This is a genomic window from Anoxybacillus eryuanensis (genome assembly GCF_051200995.1).
In the GTDB taxonomy this organism is placed as follows: domain Bacteria; phylum Bacillota; class Bacilli; order Bacillales; family Anoxybacillaceae; genus Anoxybacillus; species Anoxybacillus tengchongensis.
In genome coordinates, this window is the sequence record NZ_JBPODS010000001.1 from 40,462 (window position 1) to 60,666 (window position 20,205).

General features: G+C 46.1%; 16 protein-coding genes. 2 read left to right on the forward strand and 14 right to left on the reverse strand.

Going from position 1 to position 20,205, the window contains the following annotated elements; all coding sequences use genetic code 11:
* Window positions 1–8 precede the first annotated feature (8 nt).
* The 6 genes from priA to HNQ84_RS00250 all read right to left on the reverse strand — a co-directional run bounded on the left by priA (window position 9) and on the right by HNQ84_RS00250 (window position 8,203).
* Window positions 9–2,423 (reverse strand): primosomal protein N', encoded by a 2,415-nt coding sequence (gene priA, locus HNQ84_RS00225; protein ID WP_435620767.1) that lies wholly within the window; start codon window positions 2,421–2,423, stop codon window positions 9–11.
* On the reverse strand, window positions 2,420–3,622 hold the full coding sequence (gene coaBC / locus HNQ84_RS00230; protein ID WP_055441186.1) for a bifunctional phosphopantothenoylcysteine decarboxylase/phosphopantothenate--cysteine ligase CoaBC: 1,203 nt from the start codon (window positions 3,620–3,622) through the stop codon (window positions 2,420–2,422). Before coaBC ends, priA begins: the two co-directional genes overlap by 4 nt.
* Before the next feature lie 68 nt (window positions 3,623–3,690).
* Window positions 3,691–3,900 carry a DNA-directed RNA polymerase subunit omega gene (rpoZ, locus tag HNQ84_RS00235; RefSeq protein ID WP_003395016.1) on the reverse strand — a complete coding sequence of 70 codons (210 nt, stop codon included), beginning with the start codon at window positions 3,898–3,900 and terminating at the stop codon, window positions 3,691–3,693.
* A gap of 1 nt (window position 3,901) precedes the next feature.
* Window positions 3,902–4,522 (reverse strand): guanylate kinase, encoded by a 621-nt coding sequence (gene gmk / locus HNQ84_RS00240; protein ID WP_183241642.1) that lies wholly within the window; start codon window positions 4,520–4,522, stop codon window positions 3,902–3,904.
* A 24-nt stretch (window positions 4,523–4,546) separates the two neighbouring features.
* A complete protein-coding gene (locus HNQ84_RS00245) occupies window positions 4,547–5,425 on the reverse strand; it encodes a YicC/YloC family endoribonuclease (RefSeq protein WP_435620768.1) in 879 nt (292 codons plus the stop codon).
* 108 nt (window positions 5,426–5,533) lie between these two features.
* Window positions 5,534–8,203, reverse strand: a complete 2,670-nt coding sequence (locus tag HNQ84_RS00250; RefSeq protein ID WP_435620769.1) for a calcium-transporting P-type ATPase, PMR1-type — start codon at window positions 8,201–8,203, stop codon at window positions 5,534–5,536.
* 102 nt (window positions 8,204–8,305) lie between these two features.
* On the opposite strand from HNQ84_RS00250, the gene HNQ84_RS00255 reads away from it, so the two are divergent.
* Both HNQ84_RS00255 and HNQ84_RS00260 read left to right on the forward strand, forming a co-directional pair.
* A complete protein-coding gene (locus HNQ84_RS00255; RefSeq protein WP_435620770.1) occupies window positions 8,306–10,018 on the forward strand; it encodes an Rqc2 family fibronectin-binding protein in 1,713 nt (570 codons plus the stop codon).
* Between the two features lie 103 nt (window positions 10,019–10,121).
* Window positions 10,122–10,700 (forward strand): hypothetical protein, encoded by a 579-nt coding sequence (locus tag HNQ84_RS00260; protein ID WP_183247324.1) that lies wholly within the window; start codon window positions 10,122–10,124, stop codon window positions 10,698–10,700.
* A 33-nt stretch (window positions 10,701–10,733) separates the two neighbouring features.
* Here the strand turns inward: HNQ84_RS00260 and pyrE are convergent, their stop codons facing one another.
* The 8 genes from pyrE to HNQ84_RS00300 are packed head-to-tail and all read right to left on the reverse strand — an operon-like array spanning window position 10,734 to window position 20,179.
* A complete protein-coding gene (gene pyrE / locus HNQ84_RS00265) occupies window positions 10,734–11,348 on the reverse strand; it encodes an orotate phosphoribosyltransferase (protein WP_435621014.1) in 615 nt (204 codons plus the stop codon).
* Window positions 11,348–12,061 (reverse strand): orotidine-5'-phosphate decarboxylase, encoded by a 714-nt coding sequence (gene pyrF / locus HNQ84_RS00270; RefSeq protein WP_032101511.1) that lies wholly within the window; start codon window positions 12,059–12,061, stop codon window positions 11,348–11,350. Before pyrF ends, pyrE begins: the two co-directional genes overlap by 1 nt.
* Complete coding sequence (locus HNQ84_RS00275) at window positions 12,033–12,971, reverse strand: dihydroorotate dehydrogenase (RefSeq protein WP_183247125.1); 939 nt, start codon at window positions 12,969–12,971, stop codon at window positions 12,033–12,035. The genes pyrF and HNQ84_RS00275 overlap by 29 nt, the downstream gene beginning before the upstream one ends.
* The gene (locus tag HNQ84_RS00280) at window positions 12,968–13,732 is read right to left on the reverse strand and encodes a dihydroorotate dehydrogenase electron transfer subunit (RefSeq protein WP_435620771.1); all 765 of its coding nucleotides are present in this window, start codon (window positions 13,730–13,732) and stop codon (window positions 12,968–12,970) included. The genes HNQ84_RS00275 and HNQ84_RS00280 overlap by 4 nt, the downstream gene beginning before the upstream one ends.
* Complete coding sequence (carB, locus tag HNQ84_RS00285) at window positions 13,729–16,920, reverse strand: carbamoyl-phosphate synthase large subunit (protein WP_435620772.1); 3,192 nt, start codon at window positions 16,918–16,920, stop codon at window positions 13,729–13,731. Before carB ends, HNQ84_RS00280 begins: the two co-directional genes overlap by 4 nt.
* Window positions 16,913–18,007 carry a carbamoyl phosphate synthase small subunit gene (locus HNQ84_RS00290; RefSeq protein ID WP_183247131.1) on the reverse strand — a complete coding sequence of 365 codons (1,095 nt, stop codon included), beginning with the start codon at window positions 18,005–18,007 and terminating at the stop codon, window positions 16,913–16,915. The genes carB and HNQ84_RS00290 overlap by 8 nt, the downstream gene beginning before the upstream one ends.
* On the reverse strand, window positions 18,004–19,290 hold the full coding sequence (pyrC, locus tag HNQ84_RS00295) for a dihydroorotase (RefSeq protein WP_435620773.1): 1,287 nt from the start codon (window positions 19,288–19,290) through the stop codon (window positions 18,004–18,006). Before pyrC ends, HNQ84_RS00290 begins: the two co-directional genes overlap by 4 nt.
* On the reverse strand, window positions 19,256–20,179 hold the full coding sequence (locus HNQ84_RS00300) for an aspartate carbamoyltransferase catalytic subunit (RefSeq protein WP_183247135.1): 924 nt from the start codon (window positions 20,177–20,179) through the stop codon (window positions 19,256–19,258). Before HNQ84_RS00300 ends, pyrC begins: the two co-directional genes overlap by 35 nt.
* Window positions 20,180–20,205 lie beyond the last annotated feature (26 nt).

Consider the following 20,205-nt stretch of genomic DNA (forward strand, 5'->3'; position numbering starts at 1 on the left):
TCCCTTATTTACATCATCATATATGGATTTAAATCAATGGTAATCGTCACATCGCCGCGCGCCATGTCACGCTGATAATGTTCAACAATCGTGCGGAGCGCTGTCGTTAAGTTCGCTTCTCGCTTGTATTTTATCATGCATTGGTAACGATATCTATCGTTCATGCGCGCAATCGGGGAAGCGACAGGTCCTAGCACAATGGCTTCAGGAGAAAGATGTTTTTTCACGTGTGTAGCAATTTTTTCGGCTACGCTTACTCCTTTGAGCGGATCGACATGGGATACGGTAATGAGCGTTAAATAGTAAAACGGCGGATACCCGTGTTTTTTTCGGGTAATCATTTCGCGCTCATAAAACGCTTCAAAATGATGATCGGCTGCTAGTTGAATGCTGTAATGTTCAGGCGTGTATGTTTGGATGACGACTTCCCCCGGTAAATGATGTCGCCCTGCACGGCCGCTCACTTGTGTTAGTAGCTGAAACGTTTTTTCTGCCGCCCGAAAGTCAGGCACATGAAGCATCGTGTCAGCTGCTAATACGCCAACTAATGTGACGTTTGGAAAATCAAGTCCTTTCGCAATCATTTGCGTGCCAAGTAAAATGTCAGCATTCCCTTCCCCAAATTCATTCAGCAATCGTTCGTGTGCTCCTTTACGGCTCGTTGTATCGACATCCATGCGAATGACGCGTGCATGAGGTAAAAGCTTTGTTAATTCTTCTTCCACTTTTTGTGTTCCTGTTCCGAAAAAACGAATATGTTCGCTTTGACAAGCAGGACAATGTGAAGACATACGCTGTTCGTATCCACAATAATGACATTTCAGTTGTTGTTGAACGCGATGGTATGTAAGCGAAATATCGCAATGCGGGCATTGAATCACATGACCGCAGTCCCGACACATGACAAAAGATGAATAGCCACGACGATTTAAAAATAAAACGGATTGTTCTCCTTTTTGTAAACGCTCCGTTAGTTTTTCAAATAAGAGCCGAGAAAACATCGAACGGTTTCCTGCCCGCAATTCTTCGCGCATATCGACAATCTCAACAGGTGGAAGCGCATGATCGTTCATTCGTCTCGTTAACGTAACTTGTTTATATACTCCTTTTTTTGCGCGCGCAAATGATTCAAGCGATGGGGTAGCGCTGCCGAGCACAATCGGACAGCGATGGTAACGGCCGCGAAAAATGGCAACATCGCGAGCGTGATAGCGCGGTGATTCTTCTTGTTTGTAGCTCGTTTCATGCTCTTCATCGATAATAATGATGCCAATGTTTTCAAACGGAGCGAAAATGGCAGAGCGCGCCCCGACGACAAGTTGCACTTCTTTTCGTTGAATTTTCCGCCATTCGTCATACTTTTCTCCGAGCGATAGACCACTATGGAGAACGGCTACTTTGGAGCCGAATCGTTCTTTAAACCGCCTCACCATTTGTGGTGTCAGTGAGATTTCTGGTACGAGCACAATCGCTTCTTTTCCTTTTTTTAAGACGAGATCAATCGCTTGCATATATACTTCTGTTTTCCCACTTCCAGTGACACCGTACATTAAAAAGACGTCGTGTACGTTTTGCTCAATCGCTTGTCCGATCGTATGTAGCGCTTTGCGTTGTTCATCTGTTAAAGCGAGTGGTTTTGTTTTTGGAAATGGGCGATTCGCATATGGATCACGATATATTTCTTTTTCTTTCACAGCGACAAGTTGTTTTTTGATGAGTGTTTGAACGGTTGCCCATGTGCTATTTGTTTCACTCAGCAACTGTTTTAACGGTAAAGCGCGCGCCACAAGCAATCGCTCGAGTATTTGTTTTTGTTTCATTGCGCGCGTTGAGAGCGATGTGAGTATATGGGTGACATGTTCATCGCTTGCACATAATTCGACCCATTTTTCTGTTTTTATTTTTCCTTTTTCTTCAACACGATAAACGACTTCAATATGGCCATTTGCAATTTCTTTTTGCAACAGGCGGACGTATGGTGTTTTTTCGACATCGCTCCATGGAATGATGAGACGGTCACGAAATAGCGCGCGTACGTTTTCATGGACGAGTGGCATATATTGTTCGATGAGCCGAATATCCTTTTCATATTTCGCTTTCATCGCGGCAGGTAACATCGCTTGAAAGGCAGATACCATGAAGCATAGTGTCGTTTCTGTTAGCCATTTCCCTAATTGAAGTAATTCCTCGTTTAATACAGGAACAACATCAAAAAGGGAATGAATCGGCTTTAATTGTTCTATTGGCATATCGGTCGTTTCTTTCACTTCAATGACAAACCCTTGTAAGAGTCTAGTTCCAAATGGTACGACAACGCGCATCCCAGCTTGTACGATGCCAACAAGTTCAGGCGGGATGATGTAATCAAACGGGCGATCCGTTTGACTCGCTGGAATATCAACGATGACAGAAGCAATCGTCATAAGCGTCCCTCAATTTCACGATGAACTTCACGTAAAATTTCTTTTGCCACTTCCGACTTTGGTAAAAGCGGAAGTTGTTTTTCGGTGCCGTCTCGTTTAAATAGCGTTACAATATTTGTATCCGTTCCGAATCCCGCCCCTTCTTGCACGACGTTATTTGCGACAATCATATCGGCGTTTTTGCGGGCAAGCTTGTCTTTGGCATATCGTTCGACATCGTTCGTCTCTGCCGCAAAACCGACTAAAAATTGATGCGTTTTTTGTTTACCGAGCGTTTGTAAAATATCGACGGTTCGTTCTAAAACGACAGTATAGTCCTCTTGTTGTTTTTTTATTTTATTGTCCGCAACATATTTTGGACGATAATCTGCTACTGCCGCTGTTTTAATGACGATGTCGCTATCGTGAAAATGGTTCATCACGTTTTCATACATGTCTTGCGCGCTTTCCACACGAATCGTCTGTACGCCTGCAGGACTAGGAAGCGATGTCGGACCAGAAATGAGGACGACATCGGCTCCAAAATCGCGCGCCGCTTCGGCGAGTGCATATCCCATTTTCCCAGTCGAATGATTGCTGAAAAAACGGACAGGGTCAAGTTTTTCACGGGTCGGACCAGCGGTCACTAACACTTTTTTTCCTTTTAATATCTCGTTTGTTGCGAAATGTTGTTCAAGCAAAGCGACGATCGTTTCTGGCTCTTCTAATCGTCCTTTTCCAACGTAACCGCACGCAAGCATCCCTTCCGCCGGTTCAATGAAGCGATAACCGAATGACTGCAATGTACGCATATTTTGTTGCACAGCTGGGTGTTCATACATATGAACGTTCATCGCTGGGGCAATCCACACCGGCGCTTTTGTCGCAAGTAAAATGGTTGTCACCATATTATCGGCTAGTCCGTGTGCAAGCTTTGCGATCGAGTTTGCGGTCGCAGGGGCAACGAGTACGACATGTGCCCAATCAGCTAAATCAATATGCGCAATGACGTTCGGCTTTTTTTCATCAAATGTATCGACGTACACCTCGTTTTTTGATAACGCTTGGAACGTAAGCGGTGTAACAAATTGACAAGCCGCTTCCGTCATGACGACTTTCACATTCGCTCCCGCTTGCACAAGTTTGCTTGTGAGCGCTGCTGCTTTATATACTGCAATTCCACCTGTCACACATAATAAAATGTTTTTTTGCTGAAGCATCAACGTTGCCCCTTTCATTTGGTATTTGTAAAAAAATAACAACCTAAAACTAGGTTGTCGTAAGTAGTTTATTGCGTTGCTTCTTCTTCGCTAACGACTTCAATATGACCCGCCGCAATTTCTTCTAACGCTTTGCCGACAAATTTTTTCGACACAGGTTTTTCGATCGTTAAATCGTTTTTTACTTGTAATTGGCGTGCGCGCTTCGCCGCCACTGTCACAAGCGTATATTTTGAATCTAATTTTGTCATAAGTAAGTCAATCGAAGGATATAACATATTACTCAACCTCCAACATCTTTTTATATCGTTGTGCAACGCGTTCACGACGACAATGTTCAGCCGTCACAATCGCTTTAATGCGTTCACACGCAAGCTCAACTTGATCGTTTTCAACGACGTAATCGTACGCATCCATCATTTCTAGCTCTTCTTTCGCTGCCTTTAATCGATCGCGAATGAGCTCTTCTGATTCTGTTCCGCGCATTTCAATTCGTTTACGCAATTCGCTTAAACTTGGCGGAGCGAGGAAAATAAAGAGCGCCTCTGGAAACACTTTGCGAACTTGCATCGCCCCTTGCACTTCAATTTCTAAAAAGACGTCTTTTCCTTCTTGCAACGTTTTTTCCACGTACTCAATTGGCGTACCATAGTAATTCCCAACATATTCCGCCCATTCTAACAATTCATTCTGGCGAATCATTTGCTCAAACTGCTCGCGCGTTTTGAAAAAGTAGTCGACACCATCAACTTCTCCTTCACGCGGTTTGCGCGTTGTGACAGAAATCGAATATTGCAATTGAATGTCTGGCTGTGAAAATAATGCTTTTCGCACCGTCCCTTTTCCAACGCCGGACGGTCCTGATAAAACGATTAATAACCCTCGTTCTTTCACGTTCATCCCTACCCTTCTATAATAAACAAACTACTCCACATTTTGCACTTGTTCTTTAATTTTTTCAAGGGCGCTTTTCATGTTAACGACTTCAGAGGCGATGTGGCCATCGTTTGCTTTGGAGCCGATCGTATTCATTTCGCGGTTGAGCTCTTGGACGAGAAAGTCGAGCTTTCGTCCGACTGCTCCCCCTTCAGAAACGATGCGACGAAACTGTTCAATATGGCTATATATACGTTTTAATTCCTCATGAATATCGACTTTTTCTGCAAATAAAGCGACTTCCGTTAGTAGCCGTTGTTCATCCACGATACCTTGCACAAATTCATGCACTCGTTTATGTATGCGATCGCGATAAGAAGCGACGACCGTTGGGGCAAGCTGTTCAATGCGATGCACACTTTTTTCGATCGTCTCAAGTTGCGCAAGCATATCTGCTAATAACGCTTTTCCTTCTTGTTCACGCATATATTTTAACTGTTCAACCGCTTCTTTTGTCGCTTCTAACAGCAAAGAAAGAAGTGCATCGTTTTGTAGCGGTTGTTCTGTCATTTCCACCGCATCCGATAGCATGTGTACCATATCTCGAAGCGATATATCATCTGTGAAATGAAACCGACTGCGTACATCCGTCAACATACGATAATACGCATCAACAAGTTGCCAATCGACATGAAGCGTTCGTTCAACGAGCTGTTCTCCTTCAATCGTGACAAACACCTCGACACGTCCACGTGCAATATGTTCGGTAATGACTCTTTTTATTTTATCTTCAAACATCATCCACTGTCTAGGCATGCGGATCGAAATTTCACAAAAACGGTGATTGACTGATTTCATTTCCACCGTAATGCGTACGTTTTCATCTTCTCTTTTTCCTCGACCAAATCCTGTCATACTCACGATCATATTCTCACATCCATTGTACATATGAAATATCGACAACAAAAGAAGGTAATAGATTGGCTCCATTACCTTCTCTCATTATAGCACAGATCACTATATAGCGAAAACATTTCATGAACGACGACGCGTGAATAGCGAACCTGCCAGTAAAAATGTCGGAATGGACGATAAACCAACAATCAACAACCAATCCGTGAGCGGAAGCGACATCGTATGGAAAATTGGTTGTAACGGCGGATAATAAATGACGACAAGCAGCAATAAAAGCGACGACAAGACAGCAAGCACTAAATACATATTTTCAAACGGATTGCGGTCAAACACCGAGCGCTCGCTTCGACAATCAAAGACGTGAATGAGCTGTGCGAGCACGAGCGTCGCGAACGCGACCGTCTGCGCATACGTTAAATTTTCTGGATGACGCGCATGCACAACGAGAAAGGCAATAAGCGTCACCATGCCAATTAAAAAACCGCGGCTAACAATTTTCCATCCGAGCCCGCGCGCAAACACCCCTTCTTTCGGATGGCGTGGCGGTCGTTTCATGACGTTTTCTTCTGCAGGATCTAATCCGAGCGCCATCGCAGGTAACCCGTCTGTCACAAGATTGACCCATAAAATTTGAATCGGTACAAGCGGAAGCGGAAGCGCTAAAATCATTGCAAACAACATGACTAAAATTTCTCCAACGTTTGAGGCAAGCAAGTAACGAATAAATTTGCGAATGTTTTCGTAAATGTTTCGTCCTTCTTCAATCGCCGCTTTAATGGTCGCAAAGTTATCGTCTAACAAAACGAGCGACGCCGCTTCTTTTGATACGTCCGTTCCTGTGATTCCCATCGCAATGCCGATGTTGGCTGTTTTAATCGCAGGAGCATCATTGACGCCATCACCTGTCATCGCGACAATATGTCCTCTTTTTTGTAACGCTTGTACGATTTTTAATTTATGTTCTGGCGATACACGTGCAAAAACATACACATCTTCAACAATATCTTCCAATTCTTCGACAGAAAGCGTTGATAACATTTTTCCGTCCATCACTTTTCCGTTCGGCGGCAACATGTGTAGTTGTTGGGCGATGGCTTTAGCTGTTAAAATATGATCCCCTGTAATCATGATTGTTTTGATGCCCGCTTTTTTACATTCGGCAATCGCTTGTTTCACTTCTTTTCGGGGCGGATCGATCATTCCTTGCAAACCGATGAACGTTAAATCGCTTTCCGCTTTCGTTTCATCATTGACCGTTTCGGTGAGCGAAAGTGGGCGATACGCGATCGCAATTGTGCGCAGCGCTTGTGAGGCGAGCATATTGACCGTTTGTTGCACTGTTTTTCGTTCTTGGTCACGAAGCGGTTTTGCTTGACCGTCCACATATATAAAGCGGCAACGTTCAAGCAACATATCTGGCGCTCCTTTTGTAACAATCCAACGTTGATTCGAGCGGTCCTTGACGATGACGGTCATCATTTTGCGCGTTGAATCAAATGGAAATTCATGTTCAATCGTAAATTCGGCCGCGATTTTTTCTTTCGTCCATCCAGCTTTCGCTGCCGCCACAACGAGCGCTCCCTCAGTCGGATCGCCAGCAATCATATACGTTTTTCCTTTTTTCTTCAGTTCCGCATGATTGCATAGCGCACCGAACAATAACATTTGTTGCAACGATGTGTCTATTTTTTCTTGTTTCCCGTTTAACAAAAACGTTCCTTTTGGTTCATAGCCCGTCCCGCTGACCGTCCATAACCGATTATTCACCCATACGTGTGTGACCGTCATTTGATTTTCTGTCATCGTTCCTGTTTTATCAGAACAAATGACCGACGCACATCCAAGCGTCTCAACCGCCGGCAGTTTGCGCACGATGGCGTTTCGCTTCATCATTCGCTGGACGCCAAGCGCCAACACGACAGTAACGATGGCAGGCAAGCCTTCCGGAATCGCGGCAACCGCAAGCGATACTCCAGCTAAAAACATGTCATATAAAGCATGTCCTTGCCATACACCGAGCACGACAACGAGCGCTGTGAGCGCTAAAGCGATGACAATTAAAATTTTGCCGAGCTGTTCAAGCTTCCGCTGCAACGGTGTCGTCATCGTTGGCGCAGACTGTAATAAATGGGCAATTTGCCCCATCGCTGTATTCATTCCTGTCGCCACAACGATCCCGATCCCGCTTCCTTTCGTCACGAGCGTCCCCATAAACGCCATATTTGTCCGATCGCCTAACGAAACGTCTGGCGCAAGTGGTGCGGTTTGTTTTTCGACAGGAAGCGATTCACCCGTCAACGATGATTCTTCAATATATAACCCTTTCGCTTCCACGATGCGAACATCAGCCCCGATGCGATCACCGCTTGTAAATTTAACAATATCGCCAACGACAAGTTCAGCAGACGGCACTTTCATCCATTCGCCATCACGCAAAACGAGCGATTCTGGGGCAGATAGTTTTTTTAACGCTTCAAGCGACTTTTCCGCACGCCGCTCTTGTATAAATCCTAAGCACGCGTTAATGATGACGATCGCCACGATCGCGACCGCATCAATGTATTCGCCGAGTACGGCGGAAATCGCTGTTGCTGCCAATAAGACGAGCACCATAAAATCTTGAAACTGTCCAAAAAATTGTTTGAATGCAGACGGTTTTTTTTCTTCTGATAACTCATTTTTCCCAAATTGTTTTAACCGTTTTTTCACTTCTTTTTCCGTTAATCCGAAACCGATCGTTGTATTTACTTGTTGTTCGACTTGTTCAACACGCAATTTGTGCCAGCTCATTTCTTTCCCCCTTCCGCTTGTCTTATCTATGACAGCTTATTCAGGCATGTACAAAAAAATGATATGGTATAATGAAAAGAAAAAAAGAGAAAGGTGTTTTCGATGTCGTTTGACGGAGTATTTACATATGCTATGACAAAAGAATTACAGCGAACGCTTGTCGGCGGACGCATTTCAAAAATTTATCAGCCGTTTCCATCCGAATTAGTGCTTCACGTTCGCTCGCACGGAAGCAATTATAAGTTGTTGTTATGTGCGCACCCGACTTACGCCCGCGTTCATTTAACAAATGAAACGTACGATAACCCGCCCGAACCACCGATGTTTTGTATGCTTTTGCGCAAACATATTGAAGGCGGCGTCATTGAAGCAATTACGCAAGTCGATTTCGATCGCATGATCATCATTCACGTGAAAACAAGAAATGAGCTCGGTGATATATGTACAAAACAGCTGATCATCGAAATTATGGGTCGCCACAGCAACATCATTCTCGTCGATGAACAGACGAACACAATTATCGATAGCATCAAACATCTTTCACCTGCTGTGAATCGCTACCGAACGGTGCTACCTGGGGCGCCTTACATTGCGCCGCCATCGCACGACAAACTGAATCCGCTTGAAGCGACAGAAGAAACGGTGTTAAAAAAAATCGATTTTCTCGCCGGAAAATTAGCTGATCAACTCGTCGCGACATTTATGGGCATCTCCCCACTATTTGCGCGCGAAGCTGTTCATCGGGCAGGGCTTGCCAATCGCACGACATTGCCGAAAAGTTTTATATCGCTAATCGAAAATGTGCGAAACGAAAATTTTACTCCGTGTACGTACACAAACGGACAAAAAGAAATATTTTACGCCTTGCCGCTTATGCATATCGGAGGAGAAGTGAAACATTTTCCGACGTTAAGCGACATGCTCGATCGTTTTTATTTCGGCAAAGCGGAACGCGACCGGGTCAAACAACAGGCGCACGATTTAGAACGATTTGTCGCGAATGAAAAAGAGAAAAACGAGAAAAAGCTCGCGAAGTTAAAACAAACGTTAGAAGAAGCAAAACAAGCGGAGCAATATCGACTATATGGGGAACTGCTCACGGCAAACCTTTATGCAATGAAGCGCGGAATGAAAGAAATGGAAGTAATCAATTACTACGACGAAAACGGTGCAACGATCATCATCCCGCTTGATGAACAAAAAACGCCGTCCGAAAACGCGCAAAACTATTTTCAAAAATACCAAAAAGCGAAAAATTCGCTTGCGATTGTCCAAGAACAAATCGAACGAACGAAAGAAGAAATCGTATATTTCGATACGCTATTGCAACAGCTCGAAACCGCCTCGCCGAAAGACATTGACGACATTCGCGACGAATTAATCGAACAAGGATATTTGCGCGCTAAGGCGACAAAACAAAAAAAACAAAAGCCGCGCACGATCGAACTCGAGCGCTACATATCAAGCGACGGAACGGAGATCTTTGTCGGCAAAAACAATAAACAAAACGACTATTTAACAAACAAATTCGCCAGCAAAGACGACATTTGGCTGCACACGAAAGACATCCCTGGCTCCCACGTCGTCATTCGCAGCAAACAACCGTCACAACAGACGATTATAGAAGCTGCTCACTTAGCCGCTTACTTCAGCAAAGCGCGCCACTCGAGCTCCGTCCCAGTCGACTACACGCGCGTCCGCTACGTCAAAAAACCGAGCGGCGCCAAACCGGGCTTTGTCATTTACGAAAACCAACAAACGATCTACGTCACACCCGATGAGGAGTTGGTCGTGAGGATGAAAAAACCCGTCTAGATAAGGCGGGTTTTTAATTTAATCAAAATTTTTTGTCATTTTTTCGTCCTCTCTTTTTGTCGAATGATGATATAATGGAAAAGGAAAAAAGGGGGTGAACATGGTGGAACAGTTGTTGCAACGCATTTTTGATGAGCTGGCATTTTTACGTGCAAACATGGCAACAAAAGAAGACGTCGCTATGTTGAAAGATGACATTCGCGCATTAGAAAGCCGCGTCAGTCATATTGAGCAGACGATGGCCACGAAAGATGATATCGCAAGCATTGAACAGCGCATGGCAACAAAAGACGATATCGTTGTTATGGACAAACGCATCGAACACATCGAACAAACGATGGCTACAAAAGACGATATCGCTGCGTTACAAAACAGCATGCATGCGCTCGAACATCGAGTAGATCGGATTGAGCAAACAATGGCAACAAAAGAAGATGTAGCACTTGTGCCAGCTATTCGTGAAATGGTTGGACAATTAATGGAACGAATGACGGTTGTTGAGTTACACGTGCAAGAAATTCCAGCTATCAAACAGCAAATCGAACAGTTGTCGCAACAAATGGAAGAAGGGTTTGAGAAAATAGCGCATCAAGAAACGATCCTACAAGCATTATCACTCCGTTCGATTCAACAAGCAAACGATATCCACTATTTAAAAACAAACGTCATTTCCACGAAGTAAGAAAAGGGTGTCGCTCGTTGGACACCCTTTTCTTTATGCTTCTAATTGCTCACGCCAATGATGTAACGTCGCTCGCTCTTCTTCGGTAATGATGCCGAGTTCCATCGCTGTTTCCATTAGCACATCGTAATCAGTCACTGTATAGACCGGAACGTGTTCATGTTGAAACGCTCGTTTGCCTTTTTCTAATCCGTATGTAAAAATCGCAACGACGCCAAGTACGTGACATTCCGCTTCACGCAAAGCGCGTACGGCATTGAGTGAGCTGCCGCCTGTTGAAATTAAATCTTCAATGACGACGACATGTTGACCTGCTTCGACTTTCCCTTCAATTTGTTTTCCTTTTCCGTGTCCTTTCGCTTGACTGCGCACGTAGCACATCGGCATATTCAATCGCTCGCTCACCCATGCGGCATGAGGAATGCCTGCGGTAGCTGTGCCAGCGACGACGTCGACGGTTGGAAAATGCGTGCGAATAAGCGCGGTTAGTTCATCAGCAATCATTCGTCTCGTCGTCGGGTACGCTAACGTCAACCGATTGTCGCAATAAATGGGGGCTTGTATGCCGGAAGACCAAGTAAACGGTTCGTTTGGGCTTAACGACACCGCACCGATGGAAAGTAATTGTTTTGCGATTTCTTTTTTCATCATTGTCCACCATCCCATTCTTGTTTTAACCGCTCATATGCCGCATACGGATCATGCGCTTTTGTGATGCTTCGTCCGATGACGATATAATTTGTTCCGCGCTGTTTCGCCTGATTAGGTGTGACGATGCGCACTTGATCGTCCGCTTGATCGTCCGCAAAGCGAATGCCTGGGGTGACAGTGATAAACGATGACCCGAAAGTTGCGCGAAGAAGCGGCACTTCTTTTGCGGAACAAACGACGCCGTCAAGTCCGCTATCATATGCAAGCTTAGCGTAATGAAGTACCGTTTCATTCATCGTCCGGTCAATTAACAATTCATCGTGAAGCATGCGTTCGTTTGTGCTCGTTAGTTGCGTCACCGCAATGCAACGCGGACGCTTCATTCCAGAAGGCGTCCCTTCTTCTAATCCTTCGACCGCTGCGCGCATCATCGCGCTTCCTCCGGATGCATGAACGTTTACTAAATCGACACCTAATTTCGCCAAGCCTTTCATTGCTCGTTTTACTGTATGCGGAATATCATGAAGCTTTAAATCTAAAAAAATATGATGTCCGCGCTGTTTTAACTCGTCGATGATCGTTGGACCTTCTTGAAAGTATAGCTCCATGCCGACTTTTAAAAAGAGCGACGTATCGGAAAATAGCTGTAAAAACGACCGCACTTCTTCCTTGGATGAAAAATCAAGCGCCACAATAAACGGTTTGTCCATTGTTCCAGCTCCTTCCCGTACATTCCGAAATATGTTGAATGCCAAGTTCATCTAAAAGCGGTGGCAAATCGCGAATCACATTTGGACAAACGTACGGGTCGATAAAATGCGCTGTTCCGATCGCGACCGCGCTCGCACCAGCGTAAAAAAACTCAATCACATCTTCCGCACTTTGAATGCCACCCATGCCGATAATCGGAAGCGATACCGCCTGGCTTACTTCATAAATCATTCGCAGTGCAATCGGTTTAATGGCTGGACCGGATAACCCACCGGTTACGTTCGCTAAAATCGGCTTCGCTGTTTTGACGTCAATGCGCATACCTAATAACGTATTAATCATCGTCAATCCGTCTGCTCCCGCTTGTTCAATCGCTTTTGCCATCGCGACGATGTTGGTCACATTGGGTGATAGTTTCACATACACAGGCACAGCAGACACTTCTTTTACCGCCCGCGTCAGCTCCGCAGCGACTTCTGGAACTGTTCCAAATGCGATGCCGCCCTTTTTCACGTTTGGGCATGAAATATTTAGCTCAAGCGCATGAACGTTTGGCGCTTTTGATATGCGCTTGGCGACTTCTACATATTCCTCTACCGTTGAGCCAGCAATGTTAGCGATAATCGGTACGTCGTATTGCGCTAACCACGGAAGTTCTTCAGCTAGCACTTTGTCTATACCGGGGTTTTGCAGTCCGATCGCATTTAACATGCCGCTTGGCGTCTCGGCGACGCGCGGCGTCGGATTGCCGAAGCGCGCTTCAAGCGTCGTCGCTTTAATCATGATTGCTCCGAGGACGCTTAAGTCATAAAATTTCGCGTATTCTCGGCCGAATCCGAAACAACCTGAGGCAGGCATAATCGGGTTTTTTAATGAAAGCCCGGGCAATTCAACGGCTAATCGGTTCATAACACGACCTCCCCCGCTCGAAATACCGGCCCGTCGCTACATACTTTTTTATATGCTGTTTCGCTATGTGGCACGCGACATACGCAGGCAAAACAAGCACCAATTCCGCAACCCATCCGTTCTTCTAATGACAAATATAGTTCTTTATGCGGAAATTGTTGTTGTAATGCTTTTAACATCGGCTTCGGTCCGCACGCATATAGCACATCAAATGAAAGAGCGTGATGTTCAATGACGTCGGTAACAAACCCTTTCATGCCGTACGAGCCGTCTGCAGTCGCCACATACGTCTTGCCGAACGAGGCGAAGCGTTCCTCGTAAAAGACGACGTCTTTCGTTTGAAAGCCGAGCACGATCGTCACACATACACCGTTTTTCACTAGTTGTTTCGCTAGTTCATATAACGGCGGCACCCCGATGCCGCCGCCGACAAGAAGGGCGCGCTGTCCGCTAGAAAGGGCGGAAAGCGGAAAGCCGTTTCCGAGCGGACCGAGCACATCGAGCGTCTCCCCAGGCTGTTTTTGCGAAAGGAGCGTTGTGCCTGTCCCTTCCGCACGGTAAACGATCGTGCATTCGCCTGCTTCGTGATTAATGTCGCAAAGGCTGAGCGGCCGGCGAAGTAGCGGAGCGAAAGTTGCCACTTTCACATGCACAAATTGCCCGGGCGTGTGCATGCGCTGAACGAGTGAACTAGCGAGCGTCAATTCATAAATGCCTTTCGCTATTTGGCGATTGGAGATGATTGTCATATGTTCCTTCATACGCCCACCTTCTTTTCTGCCATCGCTGTTGTCGAAAACGTCATCGCTTCTAAAACGAGAAGCATCGCTTTCGCTGTATCGAGCGACGTTAAACAAGGGATGCCGTTTTCTACCGCTTCGCGGCGAATGCGGAAGCCGTCGCTTTCCGTTTCTTTTCCTTTTGTTAACGTGTTAATGACAACTTGCGCTTCGCCTTGGCGAATGACGTCAAGAATGTTCGGTGTGCCGGTATGAATTTTCGCGACGACAGTCACAGGAATGTTCGCTTCGCGCAACGTTTGCGCGGTGCCATTTGTCGCAAGCAACTGATATCCAATATTGTAAAAGCGACGGGCGATGTCGATCGCTTCTTCTTTATCTTTATCGGCAATCGTTAATAAAACTGCCCCGTACGGACGAATGTGAATGCCTGACGCAATGAGCCCTTTATAAAGCGCCTTCGCAAACGTGCCGTCTTTTCCGATCACTTCACCCGTTGATTTCATCTCTGGACCGAGCGAAATATCGACGTTGCGCAATTTCGCAAATGAAAAGACCGGTGCTTTCACATATACGCCTTCGCTTTCTTCTTTTAATCCGGTGTAGTAGCCAAGCTCTTTTAGCTTCGCCCCTAAGATAACTTTTGTCGCGAGATTGGCCATCGGAACGTTCGTAATTTTACTTAAAAACGGAACGGTGCGGCTTGAACGCGGATTCACTTCTAACACGTACACCTCGCCGTCATATAGCACGAACTGAATGTTCAACAAGCCGACGATGCGCAACCCTTTCGCTAGCGCAATCGTATAGTCGACAATTTTTTGTTGAACGTCTTTTGTTAACGTTTGCGGCGGATAGACGGCGATCGAATCGCCCGAATGGACACCGGCGCGCTCAATATGTTCCATAATGCCCGGAATAAATACGTCTTCCCCGTCAGAAATCGCATCGACTTCGATTTCTTTTCCGATTAAATAACGGTCAATTAATACCGGATGTTGCGGATTCACTTTCACCGCGTGCTCCATGTAATGTAGCAGCTCTTCTTTTTTATAGACGATTTCCATCGCCCGACCGCCGAGCACATACGACGGGCGCACGAGGACAGGATAGCCGATGTCTTCAGCGATGCGTACCGCTTCTTCAACGGAAAACGCTGTTTTTCCTTTCGGTTGTGGAATGCCGAGTTGCGCAAGCGTCCGCTCAAATTTGTCGCGGTTTTCGGCGCGATCTAAATCCTCAAGCGACGTGCCGAGAATGCGAACACCGCGCGCGGCTAATTCCGCTGCTAAGTTGATCGCTGTTTGTCCGCCAAATTGAACGATGACGCCAATTGGCTGTTCTAAATCGATGACGTGCATCACATCTTCAATCGTTAACGGTTCAAAGTATAGCTTATCGGAAATGCTAAAGTCGGTCGATACCGTCTCCGGATTGTTGTTAATAATGATCGCTTCATACCCCGCTTCTTTAATCGCCCATACGGAATGAACGGTCGCGTAGTCAAACTCGATTCCTTGCCCGATACGAATCGGACCAGAGCCAAGAACGACGACACTTTCGCGCGATGTAACGAGCGATTCGTTTTCTTCTTCATATGTGCTGTAATAATACGGCGTTTCCGATTCAAATTCCGCCGCACACGTATCGACCATTTTATATACAGGCGTTATGCGAGCGCGTTTCCGCAGCTCATAGACGTCGCGTTCAGTCATTTGCCATAGTTTAGCGATCGCCACATCGGAAAAGCCGATTTCTTTCGCTTTTTTTAGTACGTCTAGATCGCCAACACGTTCACGTAAAACCGCTTCGTACTGTACGATGCCTGCAATTTTCGTTAAAAAGAACGGATCGATTTGGCTCCATGCATGTACTTGTTCGACCGTTACGCCGCGACGAAACGCTTCTGCAATGTAAAATAGCCGTTCATCGCCCGCTTTTTGAATGCGTTTTTGTAGTAGTGCATCATCGACTTGTTCTTTGAGTTCTAAATGATAGACGTTCGTTTCAAGCGAGCGTACCGCTTTTAATAGCGACTGTTCAAACGTGCGCCCGATCGCCATTACTTCTCCTGTCGCTTTCATTTGCGTACCGAGATGGCGATTCGCTGATTCAAATTTATCAAACGGAAAGCGCGGAATTTTTGTGACGACGTAATCAAGCGTCGGTTCAAAGCAAGCGTACGTTTTTCCTGTCACAGGATTCATCATTTCATCAAGCGTTAAACCGACGGCAATTTTTGCGGCGAGTTTCGCAATTGGATACCCAGTCGCTTTCGAGGCAAGCGCCGATGAGCGACTGACGCGCGGGTTCACTTCAATGACGTAATATTGAAAACTGTGCGGATCAAGGGCAAGTTGTACGTTGCAACCTCCTTCAATGCCGAGCGCACGAATAATGCGAAGCGAGGCGTTTCGCAACAGTTGATATTCGCGATCGCTTAACGTTTGGCTTGGGGCGACGACGATCGAATCGCCCGTATGAATGCCGACCGGATCGATATTTTCCATATTGCAGACGACGATCGCATTGTCTTTCGCATCGCGCATCACTTCGTATTCAATTTCTTTATAGCCGGCGATGCTTTTTTCTAGTAAACATTGATGCACAGGGCTCATTTTTAAGCCGCTTGAAACGATGTCGACAAGCTCTTCTTCGTTCGTACAAATGCCTCCGCCTGTTCCGCCGAGTGTAAACGCCGGACGAACGATGACCGGATAGCCAATTTGGTCAACGAACGCATACGCTTCTTGTAAACTATGCACGATCGCGCTTTCTGGCACCGGCTCACCGAGTTCGTTCATCAACGCGCGAAATTGTTCGCGGTCTTCTGCTTTTTCAATCGCTTCTAATTTCGTGCCGAGAATTTCAACGCCACATTCTTCAAGTACTCCCGCTTTCGCTAATTCGACGGCTAAGTTTAACCCCGTCTGTCCGCCAAGCGTCGGCAAAATCGCATCAGGTCGTTCTTTCCGAATGACGCGGGCGACAAATTCAAGCGTTAACGGCTCCATGTATACTTTGTCAGCAATTTGTGTATCGGTCATAATCGTCGCTGGATTGGAGTTGACGAGAATGACTTTATACCCTTCTTCTTTTAACGCTAAACATGCTTGCGTCCCAGCATAATCAAACTCCGCTGCCTGCCCGATGACGATCGGTCCAGAGCCGATGACGAGAATCGTTTCAATATCTTGACGTTTAGGCATGAACGACACCTCTTTCTTTTTTAAACTGTTCAATCATCGCGATAAAATCATCGAATAAATGATTGGCATCTTCTGGACCAGGCGACGCTTCCGGATGATATTGCACCGTAAACGCAGGAACATCTTTATGACGAAGCCCTTCAATCGTTCCGTCGTTTAATGCGATATGCGTCACTTCTAATCGCGTATGAACGAGTGACTGTTCTGTAACTGTGTAACCGTGATTTTGTGAAGTGATCGCTACTTTTCCTGTTTTAATATGTTTCACCGGATGATTGGAACCGCGATGACCGAATTTCATTTTTTCCGTATTCGCTCCGCAGGCAAGCGCAAACAGTTGATGCCCAAGGCAAATCCCAAAAAGCGGAACGTGACCAAGTATGTTTTGAATCATGTCAATGGCTTCTGGTACATCTTTCGGATCCCCCGGTCCGTTTGATAACATAACGCCGTCGGGGTGAAGTTGTAACACATCTTCTGCTGTTGCGTTGTATGGTAATACGATGACGTCGCAATGGCGTTTATTTAATTCGCGCAAAATGCCGTGCTTCATACCGAAGTCGATTAAAACGACGCGATGACCGCGCCCTGGGCTAGCGTATGGGCTTTTTGTCGATACGCGTTTCACTTGATCGCGCGCAAGTTCCGTTTCTTTTAAATGAGCGACCGCCTCCGAAACGGACACGTCCATGTCGCAAATCATTCCTTTTAACGTGCCGTATTGGCGAATGATGCGCGTCAGTTTTCGCGTATCGACACCTGCTAGACCGGGAATGTTTTTCATGCGCAAATATTCGTCAATCGTTAGCTCGCTTCGCCAATTGGACGGAGATGCGCACGCTTCCTTTACGATAAAACCGAACACATGCGGTGCAATCGATTCGAAGTCGTCGCGGTTTACGCCATAGTTTCCGATCAACGGATACGTCATCGTCACAATTTGCCCGCAATATGACGGGTCGGTTAAAATTTCTTGATAGCCTGTCATTCCGGTGTTAAAAACGACTTCACCAACTGTTTGTCGTTCACTTCCAAACGCTTCGCCAACAAAACGTGTACCATCTTCTAAAATAAGTTGTCGTTTCATCGCTCTCTCCCTTTCTGCCAAACGATTTTTCCATCTACAACCGTCATCGTCGGCCATCCTTTACATGTCCAGCCTGCAAACGGTGTGTTTTTTCCTTTAGAAACAAATGTATGTGGATCGATGACTTGCTCGGTATGTAAATCGATGACGACTACGTCTGCTTTCGCGCCAACTTTTAATTCCCCACCGTCAATGCGAAATGTTTCCGCTGGCTTTTTTGAAAGCCAATCGACGAGCTGTTTTAACGTGCATATTCCTTTTTCAACAAGATGCGTATATAAAAGCGGAAAGGCGGTTTCTAATCCGACGATGCCAAACGGAGCAAGTACCATCCCTTCACTTTTTTCTTCTTCTGTATGCGGAGCATGGTCGGTTGCGATAAAATCAATCGTTCCATCAAGTAATCCTTCGATTAACGCTTGTTGATCTTCTTTCGCTCGCAACGGTGGATTCATTTTAAAGTTTGCGTCTAACGAATGAATATCTTCGTCGCAAAGCAGTAAGTGGTGCGGTGTCACTTCAGCAGTGACGCGAATGCCTGCTTGCTTCGCCTCGCGAACGATGCGCACCGATTGTTTCGTGCTTATGTGGCAAACGTGGTAGTGACACCCGGTCGCCTCCGCTAACAACACATCGCGCGCAATATGTACAGATTCACAAACGGAAGGAATGCCAGAAAGTCCATGCCTTTTCGCAAATGATCCATCGTGCACGCATCCTTTATACGTCAACGTTTCGTCTTCACAATGTGCAACAATTGGCATATCGAGAGAAGCGGCTTGTTTCATCGCCTCATACATGATGCGCGCGCTTTGCACGCCAACGCCATCGTCTGTAAACGCAAACGCCCCTGCTTCTTTTAAGGCGGCAAAATCAACGAGCTGTTTTCCTGCTTGACGTATCGTAATCGAAGCGTATGGCAACACGCGCACGTGCGCCGTTTCGCGAATGCGGTTGACGAGCCATTCCATTTGTTGTTTCGTATCGGGAACAGGTTTTGTGTTTGGCATCGCTGCAATCGTCGTAAATCCACCTTTGGCCGCAGCAAGCGTACCTGTGGCAATCGTTTCTTTATGTTCCCCGCCCGGTTCACGCAAATGAACGTGTACGTCGATAAATCCCGGCGCGACAAACTGTTCACGCACGTCGATCACCTCGTCATGATCGCTTGCAGCGATGTGAGGTGCGATTTGAACGATGCGCCCGTCGTTCATTTTTATATCAGCTAACGTCAGCTCGCCTTGTTCATTAAGCAAGCGCGCACGTTTGAAAATGATAGTCATGTTTTGTTCCCCCTTTTTGTAATGCCCGTTTCAAAACAGCCATGCGCACGTATACGCCGTTTTCCATTTGTTTAAAAATGCGTGAGCGTTCACACTCAACGAGCTCGCTTGCAATTTCTACGTCGCGATTGACTGGGGCTGGATGTAAAATGATGCTCGTTTTTTTCATTTGTTTTTCCCGCGCGATCGTTAAGCCGTATTGCTCGTGATATTGCTCTTTCGTCCATCCTATTTTTTGTTCGTGCCGCTCATGTTGAATGCGAAGAAGCATGATCACATCTGCCTCTTTTACGGCTGTATCGAATTCGACGTACGTGCCATACGGATTCGTTATATCTTGCCACTCAGGCGGACTGCAGAAGAAAACATTTGCACCGAGCCTCGTTAATATTTCAGCATTGGAACGTGCCACTCGGCTATGACGAATGTCACCAACGATGGCGACATTCAGCCCGATAAATGTGCCAAATTGTTGACGAATCGTCATTAAATCGAGTAGCGATTGAGTCGGATGATGACCGCATCCGTCACCGGCATTAATGATCGGGATATGAATCGTTTCGCGAAGTGAGTCGAAGTAATGATCAGATGGGTGGCGAATGACGACTGCTTCCACACCGATCGCTTGCAACGTCCGAACCGTGTCATACAATGTTTCTCCTTTTTGAACGCTCGACATGTCTGCATCAAACGGAATGACTTCAAGCCCAAGCTTTCGTTCCGCTATTTCAAAGCTGCATTTCGTGCGCGTGCTCGGCTCAAAAAATAAGTTGGCAACAAACGTTTGTTTGTTCACTCGCCACGTCTCTCCGTGCGCAAATCGTTCCGCTTCATGCAAAATGGCAAGCACTTCATCAACTGATAACTCCGCTAACGTTAGTAAATGCATATAAACTCCTCCTTTTTAGTAAAAAA